At 30.7% G+C, this 21,172-nt stretch carries 18 protein-coding genes; 11 read left to right on the top strand and 7 right to left on the bottom strand.

What is annotated here, in order from left to right; all coding sequences use genetic code 11:
• The first annotated feature begins 4 nt into the window (after positions 1-4).
• Positions 5-1,441, top strand: coding sequence for an Asp-tRNA(Asn)/Glu-tRNA(Gln) amidotransferase subunit GatB (gene gatB, locus B5E58_RS03875; protein WP_088108377.1), 1,437 nt, complete (start codon positions 5-7; stop codon positions 1,439-1,441).
• Positions 1,442-1,482: 41 nt separating this feature from the next.
• Here gatB and B5E58_RS03880 read toward each other — a convergent pair whose 3' ends face one another.
• A complete protein-coding gene (locus B5E58_RS03880) occupies positions 1,483-2,625 on the bottom strand; it encodes an AlbA family DNA-binding domain-containing protein (protein WP_088108378.1) in 1,143 nt (380 codons plus the stop codon).
• A 320-nt stretch (positions 2,626-2,945) separates the two neighbouring features.
• Between B5E58_RS03880 and B5E58_RS03885 the strand changes: the two genes are divergently transcribed.
• The 4 genes from B5E58_RS03885 (at position 2,946) to B5E58_RS03900 (ending at position 7,133) form a co-directional block, all read left to right on the top strand.
• Positions 2,946-4,076, top strand: coding sequence for a C40 family peptidase (locus B5E58_RS03885; protein WP_088108379.1), 1,131 nt, complete (start codon positions 2,946-2,948; stop codon positions 4,074-4,076).
• Positions 4,077-4,278: 202 nt separating this feature from the next.
• Complete coding sequence (locus tag B5E58_RS03890; RefSeq protein ID WP_088108380.1) at positions 4,279-4,905, top strand: ECF transporter S component; 627 nt, start codon at positions 4,279-4,281, stop codon at positions 4,903-4,905.
• 37 nt (positions 4,906-4,942) lie between these two features.
• Complete coding sequence (gene coaBC, locus B5E58_RS03895; protein WP_088108381.1) at positions 4,943-6,136, top strand: bifunctional phosphopantothenoylcysteine decarboxylase/phosphopantothenate--cysteine ligase CoaBC; 1,194 nt, start codon at positions 4,943-4,945, stop codon at positions 6,134-6,136.
• Between the two features lie 139 nt (positions 6,137-6,275).
• Entirely contained in the window at positions 6,276-7,133 is an 858-nt protein-coding gene (locus B5E58_RS03900) for a DegV family protein (RefSeq protein WP_242956590.1), read from the top strand.
• Positions 7,134-7,179: 46 nt separating this feature from the next.
• Here B5E58_RS03900 and B5E58_RS03905 read toward each other — a convergent pair whose 3' ends face one another.
• The 3 genes from B5E58_RS03905 to B5E58_RS03915 all read right to left on the bottom strand — a co-directional run bounded on the left by B5E58_RS03905 (position 7,180) and on the right by B5E58_RS03915 (position 9,201).
• Entirely contained in the window at positions 7,180-8,001 is an 822-nt protein-coding gene (locus B5E58_RS03905) for an ABC transporter permease (RefSeq protein ID WP_088108501.1), read from the bottom strand.
• The gene (locus B5E58_RS03910; protein WP_088108383.1) at positions 7,994-8,743 is read right to left on the bottom strand and encodes an ABC transporter ATP-binding protein; all 750 of its coding nucleotides are present in this window, start codon (positions 8,741-8,743) and stop codon (positions 7,994-7,996) included. The genes B5E58_RS03905 and B5E58_RS03910 overlap by 8 nt, the downstream gene beginning before the upstream one ends.
• A gap of 107 nt (positions 8,744-8,850) precedes the next feature.
• Positions 8,851-9,201, bottom strand: coding sequence for a cupin domain-containing protein (locus B5E58_RS03915; protein ID WP_242956591.1), 351 nt, complete (start codon positions 9,199-9,201; stop codon positions 8,851-8,853).
• Between the two features lie 219 nt (positions 9,202-9,420).
• Here B5E58_RS03915 and B5E58_RS03920 point away from each other — a divergent pair, with 219 nt between their 5' ends.
• Both B5E58_RS03920 and B5E58_RS03925 read left to right on the top strand, forming a co-directional pair.
• On the top strand, positions 9,421-10,824 hold the full coding sequence (locus B5E58_RS03920) for a CAP-associated domain-containing protein (RefSeq protein WP_088108385.1): 1,404 nt from the start codon (positions 9,421-9,423) through the stop codon (positions 10,822-10,824).
• Positions 10,825-10,929: 105 nt separating this feature from the next.
• Entirely contained in the window at positions 10,930-11,766 is an 837-nt protein-coding gene (locus tag B5E58_RS03925) for an Mrp/NBP35 family ATP-binding protein (RefSeq protein WP_088108386.1), read from the top strand.
• 95 nt (positions 11,767-11,861) lie between these two features.
• Here B5E58_RS03925 and B5E58_RS03930 read toward each other — a convergent pair whose 3' ends face one another.
• The 3 genes from B5E58_RS03930 to B5E58_RS03940 form a co-directional block, all read right to left on the bottom strand.
• A complete protein-coding gene (locus tag B5E58_RS03930; protein ID WP_088108387.1) occupies positions 11,862-12,770 on the bottom strand; it encodes a hypothetical protein in 909 nt (302 codons plus the stop codon).
• Between the two features lie 85 nt (positions 12,771-12,855).
• Positions 12,856-13,341, bottom strand: a complete 486-nt coding sequence (locus B5E58_RS03935) for a threonine/serine exporter family protein (RefSeq protein ID WP_158097660.1) — start codon at positions 13,339-13,341, stop codon at positions 12,856-12,858.
• Positions 13,338-14,111, bottom strand: a complete 774-nt coding sequence (locus B5E58_RS03940) for a threonine/serine exporter family protein (RefSeq protein WP_143597230.1) — start codon at positions 14,109-14,111, stop codon at positions 13,338-13,340. Before B5E58_RS03940 ends, B5E58_RS03935 begins: the two co-directional genes overlap by 4 nt.
• A 298-nt stretch (positions 14,112-14,409) precedes the next feature.
• Between B5E58_RS03940 and glyA the strand changes: the two genes are divergently transcribed.
• The 4 genes from glyA to B5E58_RS03960 all read left to right on the top strand — a co-directional run bounded on the left by glyA (position 14,410) and on the right by B5E58_RS03960 (position 21,110).
• Positions 14,410-15,648: a serine hydroxymethyltransferase gene (glyA, locus tag B5E58_RS03945; protein ID WP_088108390.1), complete on the top strand. Its 1,239-nt coding sequence runs from the start codon at positions 14,410-14,412 to the stop codon at positions 15,646-15,648.
• Positions 15,649-15,786: 138 nt separating this feature from the next.
• Positions 15,787-17,085, top strand: a complete 1,299-nt coding sequence (locus B5E58_RS03950; RefSeq protein WP_088108391.1) for a hemolysin family protein — start codon at positions 15,787-15,789, stop codon at positions 17,083-17,085.
• A gap of 132 nt (positions 17,086-17,217) precedes the next feature.
• Positions 17,218-18,354 (top strand): exonuclease SbcCD subunit D, encoded by a 1,137-nt coding sequence (locus B5E58_RS03955; protein WP_088108392.1) that lies wholly within the window; start codon positions 17,218-17,220, stop codon positions 18,352-18,354.
• The gene (locus B5E58_RS03960; RefSeq protein ID WP_088108393.1) at positions 18,351-21,110 is read left to right on the top strand and encodes an AAA family ATPase; all 2,760 of its coding nucleotides are present in this window, start codon (positions 18,351-18,353) and stop codon (positions 21,108-21,110) included. Before B5E58_RS03955 ends, B5E58_RS03960 begins: the two co-directional genes overlap by 4 nt.
• Positions 21,111-21,172 lie beyond the last annotated feature (62 nt).

A 21,172-nucleotide genomic window follows, 5' to 3' on the forward strand; every position in this document is an offset into this window, starting at 1 on the left:
AACAATGGAATTTGAAACCGTCATGGGTTTGGAAGTCCATGTAGAACTTTCAACTAAAACAAAAATATTCTGCTCTTGTACAACAGAGTTCGGAGGCGAACCTAATACACACGTATGTGAAGTTTGTACAGGTATGCCTGGAACACTTCCTGTACTTAATGAGCAGGTTGTAGAATATGCAATCCGTACAGGTCTTGCTACAAACTGTGAAATAACACAGTACAATAAATTCGACAGAAAAAATTATTTCTATCCTGACCTTCCAAAGGCTTATCAGGTGTCACAGCTTTATCTTCCAATATGCCGTAATGGACATATTGATATTGAGGTAAACGGTGTTAAAAAATCAATCGGTATCCATGAAATACACATGGAGGAGGACGCAGGAAAACTTATCCATGACCCATGGGACGATTGTACACTTGTAGATTATAACCGTTGTGGTGTTCCACTTCTTGAGATTGTAAGTGAACCTGATTTCAGAAGCGGTGAAGAAGTTATAGCTTACCTTACAAAACTTAAACAGATTTTACAGTACATTGATGTATCTGACTGTAAAATGGAACAGGGCTCAATGCGTGCCGATGTTAACCTTTCTGTAAGACCTTTCGGACAGGATGAATACGGTACAAGAACAGAAATGAAAAACATCAACTCTTTCAAAGCTATTGCAAGAGCTATTGAAGGAGAAAGAGCAAGACAGATTGAGCTTATTACAGAAGGTAAAAAAGTTGTTCAGGAAACAAGAAGATGGGACGATAACAAAGGCTCATCCTTCGCTATGCGTTCAAAAGAGAATGCACAGGATTATAGATATTTCCCAGAACCAGACCTTGTTCCTATTGAGATAAGTGATGAATGGATTGAAAGAGTAAGAGCTTCACTCCCAGAACTTCCAACAGAGAAAAAAGAAAGATATATGAAAGAGTATAAACTTCCTGAATATGACGTTGATATTATCACAGGAACAAAAGCTCTTGTTAAAATATTTGAAGAGGCTAACGCTGTATGCAATAATCCTAAAGAGGTTTCAAACTGGATTATGGTTGAAGTTTTAAGACTTGCTTCTGAAACAAACACAGACCCAGATGACATTAGCTTTGACCCTAAAAACCTTGGTGTACTTATAAACCTTGTTAAAAATGGTGTTGTAAATAGAAATACAGCTAAAGAAGAAGTTCTTGCAAAAATGTTTAGTGACAATGTTGACCCTGAACAGTATATCAAAGACAATAACCTTCAGATGGTAAGTGATGACAGCCTTGTTAGAGATATTGTTACAGCTGTTATTGCTGCAAATCCAAACTCTATTAAACAGTACAAAGAAGGTAATGAAAAAGTTGTTAAATTCCTTATGGGACAGTCTATGAAACAGCTTAAAGGAAAAGCAAATCCTGCTGTTGTTACAAAAGTTCTTGAAGAAGAACTTGCAAAACTTTAATATATAAATAAAAACAGTATCTCTTTTGAGATACTGTTTTTTTATATTTCCTCTGTTCCTGGAAGAACAACTTTAAATATATTTTTCTTTGTAAGATTTACAAATTTTACTTCATGTCCCTTTGTTTCAAGTGTATCCTGTACACATTTTAAACCTAAAGTTCCTGGAGTAAATCTCTGTTTTTTGTCAAATATAAGTAACCTTTGATAAAGCCAAGAGTTTCTTCGAGGAGGATTTATTTCAGAGTCTATATTTATTATACCTTCATTTCTCCAAACAGCTCCAGGATTTTCAATTTCAATCATTTTAGGCTCAATCCTAACAGTTATTTCTCTTGTATTATCCCAATAATCTCTATGAACAACAGCATTATATAAAGCTTCAAGAACAATATTGAGAGGATAGTTTTCATTTTTTATATAACTGTGTAGTATTTCTTCTGCTTTATCTAACATTGAAGGTATATTTCCCTCTATGTGTATTCTTTTTTTACAGTAGTCTATATTTATGCCTGTTGAAGGCAAAAAGTTTTGAGGATTTTTTCCAAAGAGTAACATTCCGCCAGCAGTAGGGTGGTATTCTGAACGCTCTGTATCTCTCCCTAAAATTCCTGTTGCCTCAAGAAGAAGTATTGTTTTTTTGTAGTCATCAGAAAAACTACTTGAAAAATATTTCTTTAAAAGTTCAAAATCAAGGTCTTTAAAATATGCATTTGGTAATATTGTAGTTTCGTAGGATAATATACCATTTTCCTGTAACATTGAAGCAACTTCATATCTTCTTGCAATGTCTGTTGTTGAGCCTCGTCTTACATAAAATGTGCCTGTCTGTAAAATTTGGTGAGGTCTTTGATTGCTTTTAAATATTGTAAGAACGAAAAGTTTTTTGTTTTTATATATTATTTCTTCCATACGAATTGGAACAGGAGGGTCACACCTTCCGCATATAAGTTGTTGTATTCTTTCTTCTTCAATTTTTTTGGCTGTAACTCCAACAATTTCTTTTTTCTTATCTTCTACACCAAATATAATGTATCCTCTGCCACCTTTTGAATTGGCTATTGCTGTAACATCTTTTACAAATTCCCGTTTTGATGATTCTTTATCAATATTAAAATCCAGCTTAAAATCAAGTTTTTCATACTCTGAACGTGAAATCAATTCTTCTAATTTCTGTATGGTCATAATATCACCTACCTATATTATTAATATAATAAAAAAATATACTTGTGTCACTATATAATTTAGTAATAATTGTTAAAAAATTAAAATGTATAATTTTTTAAGTTTAATATTTAAACAGTTAAAAATTGTGAGCTTTTTACAAAAATATAGTCGTAAAATAATGCAATTTGTATTCTGTTAATATTTTCTTAATAAATATATAATAATTTCGTAGGTATTCCTTAAAATTCCTTGACATATACTTGTAAATTAATTATAATAATACCTGTAATAAATATGTAATATTTATAGTGTTTTATTTAATTACGGAGGTTTTGCCGATGGGTTTTTTTAAACTTGCAGGTAGAGTTGCTGTTATAGGCTCCCTCGTTTCTATTATGGGTGCATCAACAGTGTTCGCTGCTGCATTTGGAGTGGTTTCAGGTAATAATGTTAATATACGTTCACAGGCTTCATCAACAGCTTCAGTTATAGGTAGTGCAAATGTTGGAACAGAGTTTAACGTTCTTGGAAAAGAAGGAGACTGGTACAACGTTATGTATAACGGTACTTCTGGTTATGTTTCTTCACAGTATCTTACTGTTAATAAAGTTGAAGCTACTGTTGTGGGAAATGGTGTTAATATAAGAAGTGCTGCAAGTACAGAAAGCAATGTTGTTTCTACTGCAAATAGTGGACAGGCTGTAACTGTTACAGCTCAGAATGATGAATGGTACAAACTTAGTGATAACTCTTTCATAAGTAAACAGTATGTTGAAGGTTCTCTTATTGAACTTGTTACAAACATGGAAAATACTACTGTTCAGGCTTCTGCTACAAAAGAGGAAACTTTAATGCAGAATACATATGGTATTGTTTTAGCAACATCAGGACTTAATCTTAGAAGCTCAGCATCAACAAATGGTGATATAATTGATGTTCTTCCTTATGGTGAGGTTGTAGATGTTTACAGCTACTCAAAATCATGGGTAAAAGTTAAAACTGCTGATGGACAGGAAGGATATTTAAGTGCTGATTATTGTTCAGTAAGAACAGGAGAAAAACCTTCAAGAAGTCTTTCTTCATCAAAAGGTGAACAGGTTGTTTCTTATGCAAAACAGTTTATGGGAACTCCTTATGTATGGGGTGGCACTAATCTTAATAGAGGTGTTGACTGTTCAGGATTTGTATACTCTGTATACAAAAACTTTGGTATAACACTCAACAGAACTTCTGCTTCAATGGCATCAAATGGTGTTGTTGTTTCTAAATCACAGCTTATACCTGGAGACCTTGTTTTCTTTGATACAACAGGTGTAAATAACGGTGGAATTTCACATGTTGGTATATATATTGGAAACGGTCAGTACATACATGCTTCATCAGGAAAAGAATATTGTGTTACTATATCAGACTTAAATAATTCATATGGACTTAGTACATATGTAACAGCTAGACGAGTAATAAGATAATTTTTCTTTTAGGAAATAAGACATTTTAATATAAAATGTCTTATTTTTTTGTCTAATATAAAATCCATATTTTTGTTAAATAATTATTGAAGTTACAATAATTTTGTATTATACTCTATTCATTGAGCATACAGAGTTTTTCGCTCAAAATAAAATAAAAAGCGTTGTATCTCTATTTTGAGAACGATAGCAGGAGGTAAAAATGAATACTAACAAAAAAACTCTTGAGCTTGTACAGCTCGCACTTTTTATTGCTATAATTGTTATTATGGCATTTACACCATTCTTGGGATATATCCCACTTTTTGTTACAAGAGCTACAATTATCCATGTTCCAGTTATAATAGGTGCTATACTTATGGGACCTAAAAAGGGAGCTATACTTGGATTTGTTTTTGGACTTACTAGCTTTGTAAACAATACTATCAATCCAACAGCCACATCTTTTGTTTTCTCACCTTTTTACAGCATAGGAGATGTAAGTGGAAACTTTTACAGTATTATAATATGTTTTGTTCCTAGAATACTTGTAGGAGTTATTCCATATTTTGTTTATAAACTTTTATCAAGAAATAATAAATCAAGCACTGCTGCATTAGCTGTTGCTGGTGTTTCAGGTGCTTTAACAAACACACTTCTTGTAATGAATTTTATATATTTATTCTTTACAGAAAGTTATGCTGCTGCTAATAATGTTGCACCTACTGCTCTTTATACTTTTATTATAGGTATAATAGGCACAAATGGTGTGCCTGAGGCAATAGTTTCAGGTATTTTAACTGCTGCAATATGTAAGGTGCTTATTAAATTAAACTTTGGAAATAGATGATTTTACATATAACTATATTTAAAAAGAGGTAAATTTTATGCTTAAGGATAAAACAGTTGTACTTGGAGTTACAGGAAGCATTGCGGCATATAAAATTGCAAATCTTGCCAGTATGCTTGTCAAAAAACACTGTGATGTACACGTTATAATGACAAAAAATGCTACTAATTTTATAAATCCAATAACTTTTGAAACTCTTACAGGAAATAAATGTCTTGTTGAGACTTTTGACAGAAATTTTCAATTTCATGTTGCCCATGTTTCTCTTGCCAAGAAGGCTGATGTTATGCTTATAGCTCCAGCCTCTGCAAATGTTATAGGAAAACTTGCCCATGGAATTGCTGATGATATGCTTACAACAACAGCTCTTGCTTGTAAGTGTAAAATAATAGTTTCACCAGCTATGAACACAAATATGTATAACAATATTATTGTTCAGGATAATATCAAAAAACTTGAAAACTATGGTTTTGAGATAATAAAACCGGATAAAGGTTTTCTTGCCTGTCGTGATGAGGGAGACGGCAAAATGCCTTCAGAACAGGTTTTATTTAGCTATATAGAAAAAGAAATCGCCTGTGAAAAAGATTTAAAAGGTAAAAAAATACTTGTGACAGCAGGAGCAACTCAGGAAAGTATAGACCCTGTAAGATATATAACAAACCATTCTACTGGGAAAATGGGTTATGAAATTGCAAGAGCTGCAATGCTTAGAGGAGCGGAAGTTATTCTTGTAAGCGGTCAAACAAATATACCGGAAGTGCCTTTTGTAAAAACTATTAAAATAAAGAGTGCACAGGATATGTTTGAAGCTGTAAGAGATAATTTTGAACAGTGTGATATTGTGATAAAATCTGCCGCTGTTGCTGATTATAGACCTGCAACTGTAAGTGATGATAAGATAAAGAAAAAAGACGGCGACATGATTATAAATCTTGAGAGAACAACAGATATTTTAAAATATATAGGTGAACACAGAAATAATAATCAGTATATATGCGGTTTTTCAATGGAAACAAGAGATATGATAGAAAACTCCAGGGCAAAACTTCATAAGAAAAATATTGATATGATTGTTGCTAATAATCTCAAAGAGAGTGGAGCTGGATTTGGTGTTGATACAAATAAAGTTACTCTCATTACAAAAGATGAAGAAATATCTCTTGAGCTTATGAGTAAACAGGATGTTGCTTTTACACTTATAGATAAAATTATTGAGAGAATGAATTAAATAAAAAAGCAGTTTATAAATTAATTTATAAACTGCTTTTTTATTGTTTATAATTGAAATTGACCTACATTGACAAAATATAAAAAAACACGTATATTATTATCTAGATTAATATAAAAATATACAAATGGAGGACTTTATGGCTGAAAAAGTTGCAATTATAACAGACACAAACAGTGGAATTACAAATGAACTTGCTGATAAATTAGATATATTTATATTGCCTATGCCTTTTATAATAAATGGAGTTTCTTATTTTGAAGGTCTTAATTTTACAAAAGAACAATTTTATGAAGAAATGAGAAAAGACTCTGACATATCAACTTCACAACCTTCTCCCGGTTCTGTAATTGAGCTTTGGGAAAATGTTCTTAAAGATTATGATACAATAGTGCATATACCTATGTCATCAGGTTTAAGTAGTTCTTGTGATGTTGCTAAAATGCTTTCAGATGATTTTGAGGGTAAAGTTCAAGTTGTTGATAATAAGCGTATATCTATAACACAGAAACAGTCTGTATTTGATGCAATAAAACTTAGAGATATGGGACTTTCTGCTGTTGAAATTAAAAATAAACTTGAAGAAACTGCTTATGATGCTAGTATATATATAGCTGTTGATACATTAAAATATTTAAAAAAGGGTGGTAGAGTTACTCCAGCCGGTGCTGCCATAGGAAGTGTATTAAATTTAAAACCTGTACTCCAGATACAGGGAAGTAAACTTGACGCTTTTTCTAAAACAAGAGGAATGAAAATGGCTGAGAAAAAACTTATTGAGGCTATAAAAAAAGATTTAACTGAAAGATTTAAGGATTATGACAACATGTGTGTTGCTGTTGCTTATTCCGGTGATGAAAGTATTGGAGAGTATTGGAAAGCAAAAGTTCAGGAAAATTTCCCAGATTTTGATATAGATTGTGACCCACTTTCTCTTAGTGTTGTTTGTCATACTGGAGAGGGTGCTTTGGGTATTGGTTGTTATGTAAAATTGTAATATTTATAAAAAACAGCACTGTCTTTTTTGACAATGCTGTTTTGTTTTATTGAGGATTTATTTTTTTAAGAATAAGTTTTTCTATAATTGAAACAGCCTGATACATAAGTGCAGACAGTATTGCAAGTATTATTACAGAAAGCATAACAACATCAAGTTTAAATGTCTGGCTTGAATATGTTATGAGATATCCAAGTCCGGCTTTTGCCACAAGAAACTCTCCTACTATAACACCGACATATGAAAGACCTATATTAATTTTTAAAGCATTTACCATTGTAGGTATAGAGGCTGGAAGTATTACTTTAAACAAAATTTGTTTTTTAGTTCCTCCAAAGGTCTTAATTAGCTTTATTTTGTCTTCATCAATATGCATGAAACCATCATATACAGAAAGTAACGTTACAATAACACTTGTAAGGAGAGCTACAACTATTATTGATGACATATTATTTCCCATCCATACAATTATAATAGGTGCAAGTGCTGTTTTTGGTAGTGAGTTTAAGACAACTAAATAAGGCTCTAAGACATCAGATATAAATTTATTCCACCACATAATAATAGCTACACCGACACCTATAAATGTTCCTAAAAGAAAGCCTATAACTGTTTCAAAAAGTGTTATACCTATATGAAGCCATAGAGAACCGTCTTTAAGCATATTAATAAGTGCTTTGAACATTCTTGAAGGACTGCTAAATATAAAAGGGTCAATAATGCCTAAATTTGCAGTTATCTCCCATGCTGAGAATATTATAACGAGTATTAAAAATCTGCTTATTGTTATATTTATTTTTCGTCTCTTTAATTTTTGAAGATATATTTTTTGTGATTGTGATATTTCATTGCTATTTTTATCATACATGAACATCAAGCTCCTTCCATATATTATTAAAATAATCCTTAAATTCAGGAGCTTCCCTTGATTTCATAGGAGTTCTGTTTTCTGCTGTAAGATTTATTTCATATATTGATTTTAATTTTGCCGGTCGTTTTGTAAGGACAAAAACTTTGTCACTAAGAGATATTGCTTCTGAAATATCATGAGTTACAAGTATTGCTGTCTTTTTTTCTTTTTTTATAATTGTTCCTATTTCATCAGATACAGACAATCTTGTCTGATAATCAAGAGCAGAAAAAGGCTCATCTAAAAGAAGTATTTCAGGTTTAAGCATTAAAGTTCTTATCAAAGCGGCACGCTGTCTCATTCCGCCAGAAAGTTGTGATGGATATGATTTTTCAAAATCTGATAGACCATATTGTTCAAGAAGTTTATGGGCATAATTTTTTTCTTCTTCTGTAAGTTTCTTTTGAATTTCAAGTCCTAAGCATACATTATCAAATATATTTCTCCATTCAAATAGATAATCTTTTTGAAGCATATAGCCTATTATTGAATTTGTATTTACATTTACAATTCCTGTTGTAGGTTTTAAAAGACCAGCTATAACAGAGAGTATTGTAGATTTTCCGCAACCACTAGGGCCTACTATTGCTACAAATTCACCTTTTTTTATTGACAATGAAAGATTATCAACAGCCAAAGTTTCACCTTCCGGTGTGTTATATATAAGGCTCATATCTTTTATTTCAACTATATTATTCATTACTGCCTCCCACAGTATCTTTATTTATATTATATTTAAAACAAATATACTTTGTGAAAAATATAGGCAATAAAAAAAGAGGTGATAATCACCTCTATTATATTTTTTTATTTAGCTTCTTCATTTACAACAAGAGCAATCATAACAAGGTCATTGTCAGTGTCGTTTTCCATACTGTGGAACTGACCAACCTCTATTGTACAAATATCTCCAGAAGAAACACGTATTTTAGAACCGTCATTGTCTGTGAATATACCTTCACCCTGAACTATGTAGTAAGGCTCTGTGTCGCCTACATGCTGATGCCAACCGATACTGCTGTGAGGTTTAACTACAACCTTTGCATACATTTTTCCATGTCCCATAAGCTCATCAGCGGAGAGAATATGGAAAATTTCAACAGAACCTTTTCCACCACGTAAATTTTCTTTTACAATTCCCTGTTCTTTTTTTACCAAAATAATAACCTCCTTAAATAAAATCAGTATACATATTATATAACATAATATTTTCATTTACAACAAAAATGATTATTATTTAACAATTTTATATATAAATATAGTATTATACACGAAATGAATTATAAAAATATGGTATATAATCGAAAGTATTGCCGATTATTTATAATATGATATAATATATAGGATTTTTTTAATAATATCAGAAGGAGGATAAATATGAAAAGAATAGTTCAAACAGCAACAGTTTTATGTGTAACAGCGTCATTTTGTTTTAATACAGTTTTTGCTGCTGATGTAAAGACAAATGCTAATAGTTGGGCTGTTAAAAATGTCCAGAAAACAGTTGAGCTTGGAATTATGCCTCAGTCTTTGGCTTATGATGCCCTAGCTGATATTACAAAAGAGGAACTCTGTATACTGGCTATAAATTTTTATAATATGTATACAGATAAAAGTGCAAAACCAACTATAAATAATCCTTTTAGTGATACAGATTTTGAAATGAATATACTAGCTTATGAACTTGGAATTATGAGTGATGTATCTAATGGAAAATTTGAGCCTACAAAAAAAGTCACAAGAGAACAACTTGCTGTTGTAATATATAAAACAATGAGTGCTTGTGGTATAAATATTTCAGGAAGCTATGACAGAAAATTTGCTGATGAGACTGATATTTCAGACAGTGCAAAGATAGGAGTTAATTTTGTTGTGTCAAATGGTATAATGAGTGGCTCTGGAAATTATTTTAATCCTAAAGTAAATGTTACAAAAGAACAGGCAGCCACAGCATTTTTAAATGCCTATAATACAGTAACATCGCAGCCTATAAATATAAATGGTAAAAGTATATATATAGGTGATAGTGAAGATAAAGTTATATCAGTATTTGGAAAGCCTCAGAGAATTGATAATACTATGTATGGATATAATAGATATATTTATAATAGCGATTATAAAAATCTTGTTATGATAGGAATTAAAAATGGTAAAGTTGTAGATGTGTATACATCATCTGAAAATGGTCACTATGAAAATATAAAAATTGGCGAAAAATTTTCATCTGGTGGAAATAAGTATGATTATGATGAAGAAATAAATAAAGCTGTTATGTATGATAATTTTGTCAAAATGGAAATTTACTGTGATGTAAATACAGGTGAAGTTTATAGTATTAAAATATCCGATAAAAAAGAGAATTATTCAAGAGATGTTTCAAATTATACAGAAAGCCTTGAAAGTCATATAGGAAAAGAGATTTTTGATATTATAAACGGTGAGAGAGCAAAAAGAGATATAGAGTTATTATTATGGGATGATAAAGTTTCTCTGTCTGCGGAAAATCATTCTGAAGATATGGTTAAAAATAAATATTTGGAATACAACAATAAAGACGGAAAAACTCCTTTTGAGAGAATGAATGATACAGGTGTTACATTTAATTTTGCCGCAGAGACTATATCTAAAGTTTCTGGAGATGTTTTTGATGTTATGGGAGATATTATGTCAAATGTAGGTAAAAGAGGTAATATTTTAGGAACATCTATGGACAAAGCAGGAGTTGGAGTAGGCTCTGAAAGTTTGAATATATATGTTACTATTGATATGTATAAATCATAATTTAATTATATATTGAAAATTTTTCTAAAAGTTATATAATTAATAATTAGGTAATTTTTTTAATAATATTTTATCATTTTATCATATCATAAGAGGAGATGTATTATGAGTAGTAGTTGTGACAAATCAAGCTGTGCTGGCTGTACTTCAAACTGTTCAGAAAGAAAAACTGATTTTCATGAACCATATAACAGTCTTAGCAATATTAAAAAAGTAATAAGCGTTGTAAGTGGAAAGGGTGGAGTTGGAAAATCTCTTGTAACTTCATCTTTAGCAGTTTCTCTTGCAAAAAGAGGATATAAAGTAGGTATACTTGACGCTGATATAACAGGCCCTTCAATACCAAAAGTTTTTGGTATAAAAGAGAAAGCTATGGCTTGTAAAGACGGAACTTTCCCAATAGAAACAGGAAAACTTGGCATAAAAGTTATGAGTATAAATGTACTTCTTGATGATGATGAAAGTCCTGTTGTTTGGAGAGGTCCTATTATTGGTGGAGTTGTAAAACAGTTTTGGCAGGAAGTATTATGGGGAGATATAGATGTTCTTCTTATAGATATGCCTCCGGGAACAGGCGATGTTCCTTTAACTGTATTCCAGACAATAAAACTTGATGGTGCTGTTATAGTAACTGCTCCTCAAGACCTTGTTTCTCTTATAGTTAAGAAATCATATCACATGGCTGAGAAAATGAATATAAACGTTCTTGGTATAGTTGAAAATATGAGTTATATGGAATGTCCAGACTGTGGAAAAGTTCTCTATCCTTTTGGAAAGAGCAATATAGAAAATGTAGCAGGTGAAATGGGTATTGATGTTTTAGCGAAACTTCCTATAAGACCTGAAAATGCAGCTTTATGTGACGGCGGAAATGTTGAGGACATTGACACTTCATATATTGAAGCTATGACAGATACAATAATAAACAAAATAAATCTTTAATTAATAAAATGTACTCCCTAAAGGGAGTACATTTTTTGATTTTTAAATTTTTAATAAAGGAGAGGTTTTATTTATTATTGTTTTAAATTATTATTTCATTTACAACCGCAACCACAGTTACAGTTTCCATTATCTGATGAATTGTTTGAAACTTTTCCTGTAAATCCCGGCTCAAAAAGACTCATTGGGAATTCAAGGTTATTAAAGAAATCACATGGGTCTTCTGTTGTTGAAGGACCTTTACATTCGTCAGGTATACAGAAACCTTCTGTTTTTACTACAATATTAACAGGTCTGAAAAGTTTTATTACTGCAAAAAGTCCTATTGTAACACAGACTGCAACAGGATATGAACCACTAAGGGTAATATTGCAATTATTGTTACAACCATTACAATTATTACAGCCACAATCACATCCACAGTCACAGTTACAATCACATCCACAACCGCAGTTACAATCACAGCAAGAAGAACGGTTTGTATATTTGAGTTCTGCAAGAAGTCCTATTGCTTTTCCCTCAACAGAAACAAAAGGTCCTGAAGAAAGAAGGTCATTACTGCAATATAAGTCTGATGCAACAACAACATCTCCGGCATCAGAGCCATATAATGTTACTTTAGTGTTGTATGATGATGTTGCTCTTACAGAACAAATCTCACATCCTTCTGAAGATTTAAACATAAGTGTATACACAAATGTAAATCTTACTTCAACGTCCCAATAACAGTTTTTGAAAGGATTTTTTTTCTTACTTACAATAGAAATTTTTGAAAGTACAAGGTCTCTAACTGAAACTGAAGAAGCGTTACTTGGTGGAGTTACTGGCTCGCTATCTTTGCAGCAATCATCACAACCACAGCTATAAGTTCTTGCAACTCCTAAAATTCCCGGTGTTAAACATTTTTGAATTCTACACTGGTCAAATATTTTCTGAGCTATTATACATTCTTCTTTTGAGCATTTTGAATCGATACAGTTTGCTTTGAGTTCAAATGTTGACATTTTAAAACCTCCTCAAGGTTTTGTTTTTAATATATACTATGCAGAGGTTAAAAATCGGTGAAAAAAAAGACCGTATTTTTACGGTCTAATTTTTAATACTGTTGTTTTCTTCTTTTTCAACTATATTAAATCTTGATACTCCTGTTATAATATCAAAAATTTCATCTGGTATTGAAAATATTATAAGAAGTGCTATTACACACAATCCTGAAAGTTTAAAGGCTCTAACACCATTTGCAACAGCATAAGGAATGTTTTCCATAATAACACCATAGGCAGCATAATATATATTTGCTCCCGGAACAAGAGGGAATATAGGTGGTAGGACATATAGCATTACAGGAAGTTTTCTTGATGAAGCATAAAGTTTTGCTATAAATGCAACAGTTACAGCTCCTATAAATGTGGCAAACATAGGCTCATTTGTATTTACATAGTATGTATAATAAGCTCCATATCCAAAAGCTCCTGTTATACCACAAGCAACAAGTTCGCTTTTTGGTGTTTTATATATTATTGCAAAAAATAGACAAGCAAAAAATGAAAATGTACTTTGTGCTATTATACTCATAAAACGCCTCCTTTTGTAAGGAAAAGCCATAATTTTACAGAAAATGCTATACCTGTTGCTATGGCTACACCTGTTATAAGTGCCTCAAGGGCACGTATTCCTCCGGAAATGTGTTCGCCTTTTAAAATATCATTTACAGCATGGAGAAATGGAACTCCGGGAGCTATGGCTATAAGAGAGCCTATTATTATTTTATCAAGACTTGTTCCAAAACCATATCTCATAAAAAGTACTGTTGAAAAACCAACTATAAATCCTCCAAATATATTTACAAGAAATGTTATTACACCCTTTGAATTTAATGTTTGAACAAAAATTCCCAAACATATTCCTACAAAAAACGATGTAAAAGCATCCCAGTAATTACCGTTAAACATAAGAGTTCTAAATGTGGCAGCTCCTCCAAAAGCTAGAGTTGTTATTAAAAATCTATAACCTGTATTTGTATTTATTGTATCAAGTCTTGATAAGGCTTCGTCTGCCGTTATTCTGCCATTTCTAAAACTGTCTATTATCTCTTCAATCATTGTTATTCTTTCCATGTGCATTGATTTTTTTTGAACATGTTTTACCATAGTCAATACACCTGTTGATTGACTTTCTATTGTTACGACTATTCCTGAAGTTGTAACAAAAACTTCATTTTTAATAAAGTTCTTTGTGGAAAGAATACTTTTAATAACTCCTTCAATGCGAGACGTGCCACAACCGTTTACCAACATAAGTTGACCTGTGTTTATTGCCAGCTCCAAAACTGCTTTGCTATCCATTTTTACCAAAAACTCCTCTTTTTCATTAGTATATAAAATAATATCAATATAATTATTATCTTTTTTTAATAAAATGTCAATATTTATACTGTGATAAGTATATATATTTCGTCAATTTATATAAATGTTACCGTTTTTAATTTAATTATATACAGCATATATATAAGAAAATTGTTGATAAAGCCTATTTTATTGAAAAATCATTTGTATTAAAAATTGAATTGTGCTATACTTGTTTACATCACAGAGACATTTGATTTTCTGTATTGGATATTTATACAAATTGGAGGTAATAGAAGTGAGTGAATTTGATTTTAGTGAAATTAGAAAAGTTGACCCTGAAATTGTTGACTGTATAGAAGCTGAACTTAAGAGACAGAGAGATAATATTGAGCTTATAGCTTCAGAAAACTTTGTTTCAAAAGCTGTTATGCTTGCTATGGGAACACCTCTTACAAACAAATATGCAGAAGGCTATCCTTCAAAGAGATATTATGGAGGTTGTGAAAAAGTTGATATAGCAGAAAATCTTGCTATCGCTCGTGCAAAAGAGCTTTTTGGTGCAGACCATGTTAATGTACAGCCTCATTCAGGTTCACAGGCAAATATTGCTGTATACTTTGCAATGCTTAAACCTGGAGATACAATTCTTGGTATGAACCTTGACCAAGGTGGTCATCTTACTCATGGTAGCCCTGTAAACATTTCCGGTAAATATTTCAATGTTATACCTTACGGTGTAAACTCTGATGGATTTATAGATTATGATGAACTTGAAAAAATTGCAAAAGAAAACAATCCTAAAATGATTGTTGCTGGTGCAAGTGCTTATGCAAGAACTATTGATTTTGAGAGAATAAGCAATATTGCAAAGAGTGTTGGTGCATATCTCATGGTTGATATTGCTCATATTGCAGGTCTTGTTGCTGCTGGACTTCACCCATCACCAGTTCCTTATGCTGATTTTGTTACAACAACAACACATAAAACATTAAGAGGCCCTAGAGGCGGTATGATTATGTGTAAAGAGGAATATGCAAAGGCTATTGATAAAGCTATTTTCCCTGGAATACAGGGTGGACCTCTTATGCACGTTATAGCTGCAAAAGCTGTATGTTTCAAAGAAGCATTACAGCCAGAGTATAAAGAGTATATGGAAAACGTTGTTAAAAATGCAAAAGCTCTTGCAAGTGCTCTTATTGAAAATGGTGTTGACATTGTTTCTGGTGGTACAGACAATCACCTTATGCTTGTTGACCTTAGAAAACTTAACCTTACAGGTAAAGAAGCAGAAAAAATGCTTGATGCAGTAGGTGTTACATGTAACAAAAATACAATTCCTTTTGACCCACAGTCTCCATTTATAACAAGTGGTGTTAGACTTGGTACTCCTGCTGTTACAACAAGAGGAATGAAAGAAGAAGACATGAAAGAGATTGCAGAAATAATTGCAATAACTCTTAAAGACTTTGAAGCTAATAAAGCAGAGGCTAAGGCAAGAGTTAAAGCTCTTACTCTCAAATATCCTTTATATTAATAATTAATAATATGTATTTTTACAGGCTCTTTTCTTATAGAAAGGAGCCTGTTTGTTATACTTGACATATATTTGTAATAGTAATAAACTATATTTGTAGTTTATCATACTGTATACAATTTGGAGGACTGATTTCTATTGCATTATTTGGTCATATTTATAATTACACTGGTTCTGACTACATATTTTTCTGTACTTGAGACAGCTTTAATATCTGTCAATGAAGGAAAAATAAAATCATTTGCAGAAACAGGAGATAATAAATACAGAATATTTTATGAAGGCATAAAAAATAAAACAGATAAAATATCATCACTTAGACTTTTAATTGTAACTGGTGTTGTAATAGGAAGTTTTCTTTTTACAAGATTTTCTGCTCTTACAATATTTAACTGGATTTTATCTTTAAATATAACAGTTATAAGTGATTTTGAAGTCTATGTTGCTTATATAATAGGCTTTATATTATCTATATTCTTTTTTTATACTTTTGAATATCTTGCAGCAAGACGTTTTGGTTTAAAAGACCCTGACAATACAGCTTTTAATAATTATGGAAAAATAGTTTTTATAACTTCAATAATGAAACCTTTTGTTACAATAAACACATTTATTGCAAATACATTTGTAAAACTGTTCGGTGTTGACCCTTCAAAACTTGATGTTAATATAACAGAAGAAGAAATTAGGATGATGGTTGATGCTGGAGGTGGAATGGGTTCAATTGATGAAAATGAAATGGAAATGATAAATAATATATTTGAGTTTGACAATACATCAGTTGAAGATATTGCAACCCATAGAACTGATATTGTTGCTGTTCCTGTTGAGGCCACTATTGAAGATATAAAGAAAGTTATAAATGAAGAAAAATACTCAAGAATACCTGTATATGAAGATAATATAGACGATATTGTAGGTATATTTCATATAAAAGATTTTGTCAAATATATATTAAATGATAATAATAAAGAGTTTAATATTAAAAACATTATTATGGAACCTTATTTTGTTCCAATATCAAAAAAGACTGATGAACTTTTTGAAGAAATGCAAGTTAAAAAAGTTCATATGGCAATAGTAATTGACGAATATGGTGGTACAGCCGGTATAGTTACTATGGAAGACCTTCTTGAAGAAATTGTTGGAAATATATTTGATGAATATGATGTTGAAGAAAAAGAAGATATTGAGACTATTGAAAATGGTGTCTATATTATGAATGGAAGTACAGACATTTATGATGTTGAGGAATTCCTTGGTGTAAAATTTGAAGATATAGAGGATTATGATACATTGGGAGGATACCTTATAGGTGAACTTGGAAGAGTTCCTAATGATGATGAACGACCTGAAATAGAAATATGTGGTTACAATTTTAAAATAGTTGAATTTGATGACAAGAGAATTAATCTTGTTAAAGTTACTAAGATATAAATAAAAACACTCATTGTTTAATTTTAATATATAAGTGTACTCAATTTTATTGAGTACACTTATTTTTTTGTTTGAATTTATAAGCTATTTTGTTAAAATTAGTATAAGATTAAAAATAAGAGGAGGAATAATATGAGATTTATTCATCTTTCAGACCTTCATATTGGAAAACGTGTCAATGAATTTTCTATGTTGGAGGAACAAGAATATATACTGGGAAAAATACTTAATATAATTGATGATGAAAATGTTGATTGTGTCATTATAGCTGGTGATGTATATGACAAATCTGTTCCATCAGCAGAAGCAGTTCAAGTTTTTGATAAGTTTTTATACAATATTTCAAAAAGAGATATAAAAGTTTTTGTAATAAGTGGAAACCATGACTCGGCGGAAAGAATAGCTTTCGGCTCAAATATTATGGATAAAAGCGGAGTTTATATGTCTCCGGTATATGACGGAAATATAAAGTCTGTAAAATTACAAGATAAATACGGCAATATAAATGTATTTATGATACCTTTTATAAAACCAGCCCATGTTAGAAGATATTTTGAAAATAAAAATATAGAAACTTATACTGATATGATGAGGGCAGTTATAGGTACAATAGATACTTATTTTAAAGAGAGAAATATAATAATAACTCATCAGTTTGTAACTGGTGCAACAAGGTGTGAATCTGAAGAAATAAGTGTTGGAGGATCTGACAATATAGATGCTGATGTTTTTGAAAATTTTGATTATGTAGCTTTGGGACACATTCATGGACCTCAATATATATCAAGGGAAACTATAAGATACTGTGGTACACCTTTAAAATATTCATTTTCGGAGATAAGACATAATAAGTCTGTAACTGTTGTTGATATGAATGAAAAAGGAAATATAAGTATAAAGAAAGTTCCTCTTACACCTAAAAGAGATATGAGAGAGATAAGAGGTAATTTTGAGGATATTACTAGAAAAGAATACTATGAAAAAATAAACAGAAATGATTATATGCATATAATATTGACTGATGAAAATGATGTAAATGACGCCATAGGAAAACTTAGAGTAATATATCCTAATATTATGAAACTTGATTATGACAATAAAAGAACAAGAAGTGAGTTTACCCTTGAAGCCTTGGAAGATGTAAAAGATAGAAATCCTGTTGACCTTTTTTCTGAATTTTATGAAAGTCAAAATGGTCAAACAATGTCAGATGAACAGAGGGAATTTATTTTAAAACTTACAGAAGAAATATGGGGTGATATATTATGAGACCTTTAAAACTTACAGTTTCAGCCTTTGGACCTTATGCCGGTAAAACTTATATAGATATGGAAAAATTGGGAGACAAAGGATTGTATCTTATTACAGGTGATACGGGAGCAGGAAAAACAACTGTTTTTGATGCTATAACATATGCTCTTTACGGTGAAACTAGTGGAGACAATAGAAAGCCAGATATGTTAAGAAGTAAATATGCTGATAAAGATACACCTACATTTGTTGAGCTTGATTTTGAATATAGAGGAAAAACTTATAAAATAAAGAGAAATCCAAAGTATGAGAGAGCCTCAAAAAGAGGTACAGGAACAACAACAGAGAGTGCAAAGGCTGAACTTACATATCCTGACGGTAGAGTTATAACAAAAGATGTCACAGATGCAGTGAGAGACATTATAGGAATAGACAGAAACCAATTTATACAGATTGCAATGATAGCTCAAGGTGACTTTTTGAAACTTCTTTTGGCTACAACAGAGGAAAGAAAAGAAATATTTAGAAGAATATTTAAAACTGATAACTATGAAAAACTTCAAGACAGACTTTTTCAAGAAAAGAGCAGTTTATCAAATGAATATGATAGCCTTGTAAAAATGAGAAACAGTGACATAAAAGGGGCTTTGTGTGACAGTGATAATGTTGATACTATTGACCTCGGAAAGGCTAAAGAGGGAAATTTAACTGTTGAAGATACTTTAAACCTTATTGAAAGAATAATATCAAGAGATACAGAATTAAAATCAAAATCAGAAAATTCTATTAAGGATATAAGTGATAATATTGAGAAAATAAATATACAGCTCAAAGAGGCTGAAACAATAGAAAATTTAAAAAGAGAACTTTATTTGACAGAGAAAAATTTTGAAAAATCAAAAGAAGATTTTGAAATTTTATCAAATCAATATGAAATTGCCAGCAAAAAAAGAGAAAACACTCCTAAGTTGGAGGCATCAAAAGCAATAATAGAACAAAAACTTGAAAAATATGATAATGTTGAAAAAGTAGAAAGTTTAATAAAAGATGATGAAAAAAATCTTGAAAATAATGAAATAAAACTTAAAAAATATAATGAAAAACTTGATAATACTAAAAATTTAATCGAAAAATATAAAAAAGACCTTGAAACAGTTAAAGACTGTGAAGTTAAAATGGCTGAAATTAAAAAAGAAGGCTCTGAAAATAAAACAAAACGTGATGATATAAAAATATTAAAAAATAATATTTTAGAGTATGAAAATTTATGTTTAGAACTTTCAAAGGCACAAGATGAATATATTAAATCTTCTGAAAAATCAAAAATTTTAAAAGAAAAGTATGAAATAATGAACAGAGCTTTTCTTGATGAACAAGCTGGAATATTGGCTATAAGTCTTGAGGAGGGCAAAAAATGTCCTGTATGTGGTTCTACACATCACCCACAACCGGCTATACTAAAAGAAAATGCACCAAAAGAGGAAGACGTAAAAAAGGCAAAAAATGAAATGGAAAAGGCTGAAAAAAATGAGTCAGATAAAAGCCGTATTGCTGGTGAAAAAGGTGTTGAAACATCTAAAAAGAAATCAGATATTATTGATATAAGTAGAAAACTTTCTATAAGCTGTGATTTTGAAGAAATAAAAAATATAAGTGAAAAAATGCTCTATGATGTTACAAAAAAATTAAAAGAGCTTAAAGATGAGTATACAAAAGAACAGCAAAACCAAAATTTAAAAATAAAAATAGAGGAGTTAATTCCTAATTTAGAAAATGACAGAGATTTTATAAACAATGAAATAAAAGAAATAGAAAAAATAATTTCCTCTCTTGAAAGAGGTATAAAAGAAAATATTTCAAAACTTTCAGAAATGAAAAAAGAGCTTTCTGAATTCAGCTCAAAATCTGAGGCAGAAAAACAAATACAGGTATATAAAAATGAAATTGATAGTATAAACAGAGAATTTTCAAATTCTGAGAAAAAATTAAATGAAAGTCGTACAAATATAGATACTCTTTCTGGAAAAATACAGTCTTATAAAAAACAGCTTGAAAATTCAAAGGATATAGATACAGAAAAACTTAACTATGAGAAAATGAAACTTGAAAGTCAAAAAATAGAATTCTCAAAACAATCTGATGAGGCATTTTCAAGACTCACAATAAATAAACGTATTGTGAATAATATAAATAATTACAGTGAAAAATTAAATAAATTGGAGAAAAAACTATCATGGGTTAAAGCTCTTTCAGACACAGCTAATGGTACTATAACAGGAAAAGAAAAAGTAAAACTTGAAACATTTATACAGATGACATATTTTGATAGAATAGTTTCAAGAGCAAATTTAAGATTTTTGAAAATGACAGGAAATCAATATGAACTTGTGAGAAAGAAAACTGCTGAAAATAACAGAGTTCAAACAGGTTTAGACCTTGACATTATTGACCATTATAATGGAACAGAAAGAAGTGTAAGAACATTATCAGGAGGAGAGTCTTTCAAAGCTTCATTATCCCTTGCCTTAGGTCTTTCTGATGAGATACAGTCATCATCTGCTGTAAAATTAGATACAATGTTTGTTGATGAGGGATTTGGTTCTCTTGATGAGGAGTCATTAAATCAGGCTGTACAGGTTCTTGCAGGTTTAAGTGAGGGAAATAGACTTGTAGGTATAATATCTCATGTCTCAGAACTTAAAGACAAAATAGACCGTCAAATTGTTGTTAAAAAAGACAAAACTGGTGGAAGTCATATAAACATAATTATATAAAGTTTATTTATAAAAAAGTATGCATTTTTGTGCATACTTTTTTTATATTTCTATTGAAAATA

It is taken from the genome of Tyzzerella sp. An114 (assembly GCF_002161055.1).
In the GTDB taxonomy this organism is placed as follows: domain Bacteria; phylum Bacillota; class Clostridia; order Lachnospirales; family Anaerotignaceae; genus Fimicola; species Fimicola cottocaccae.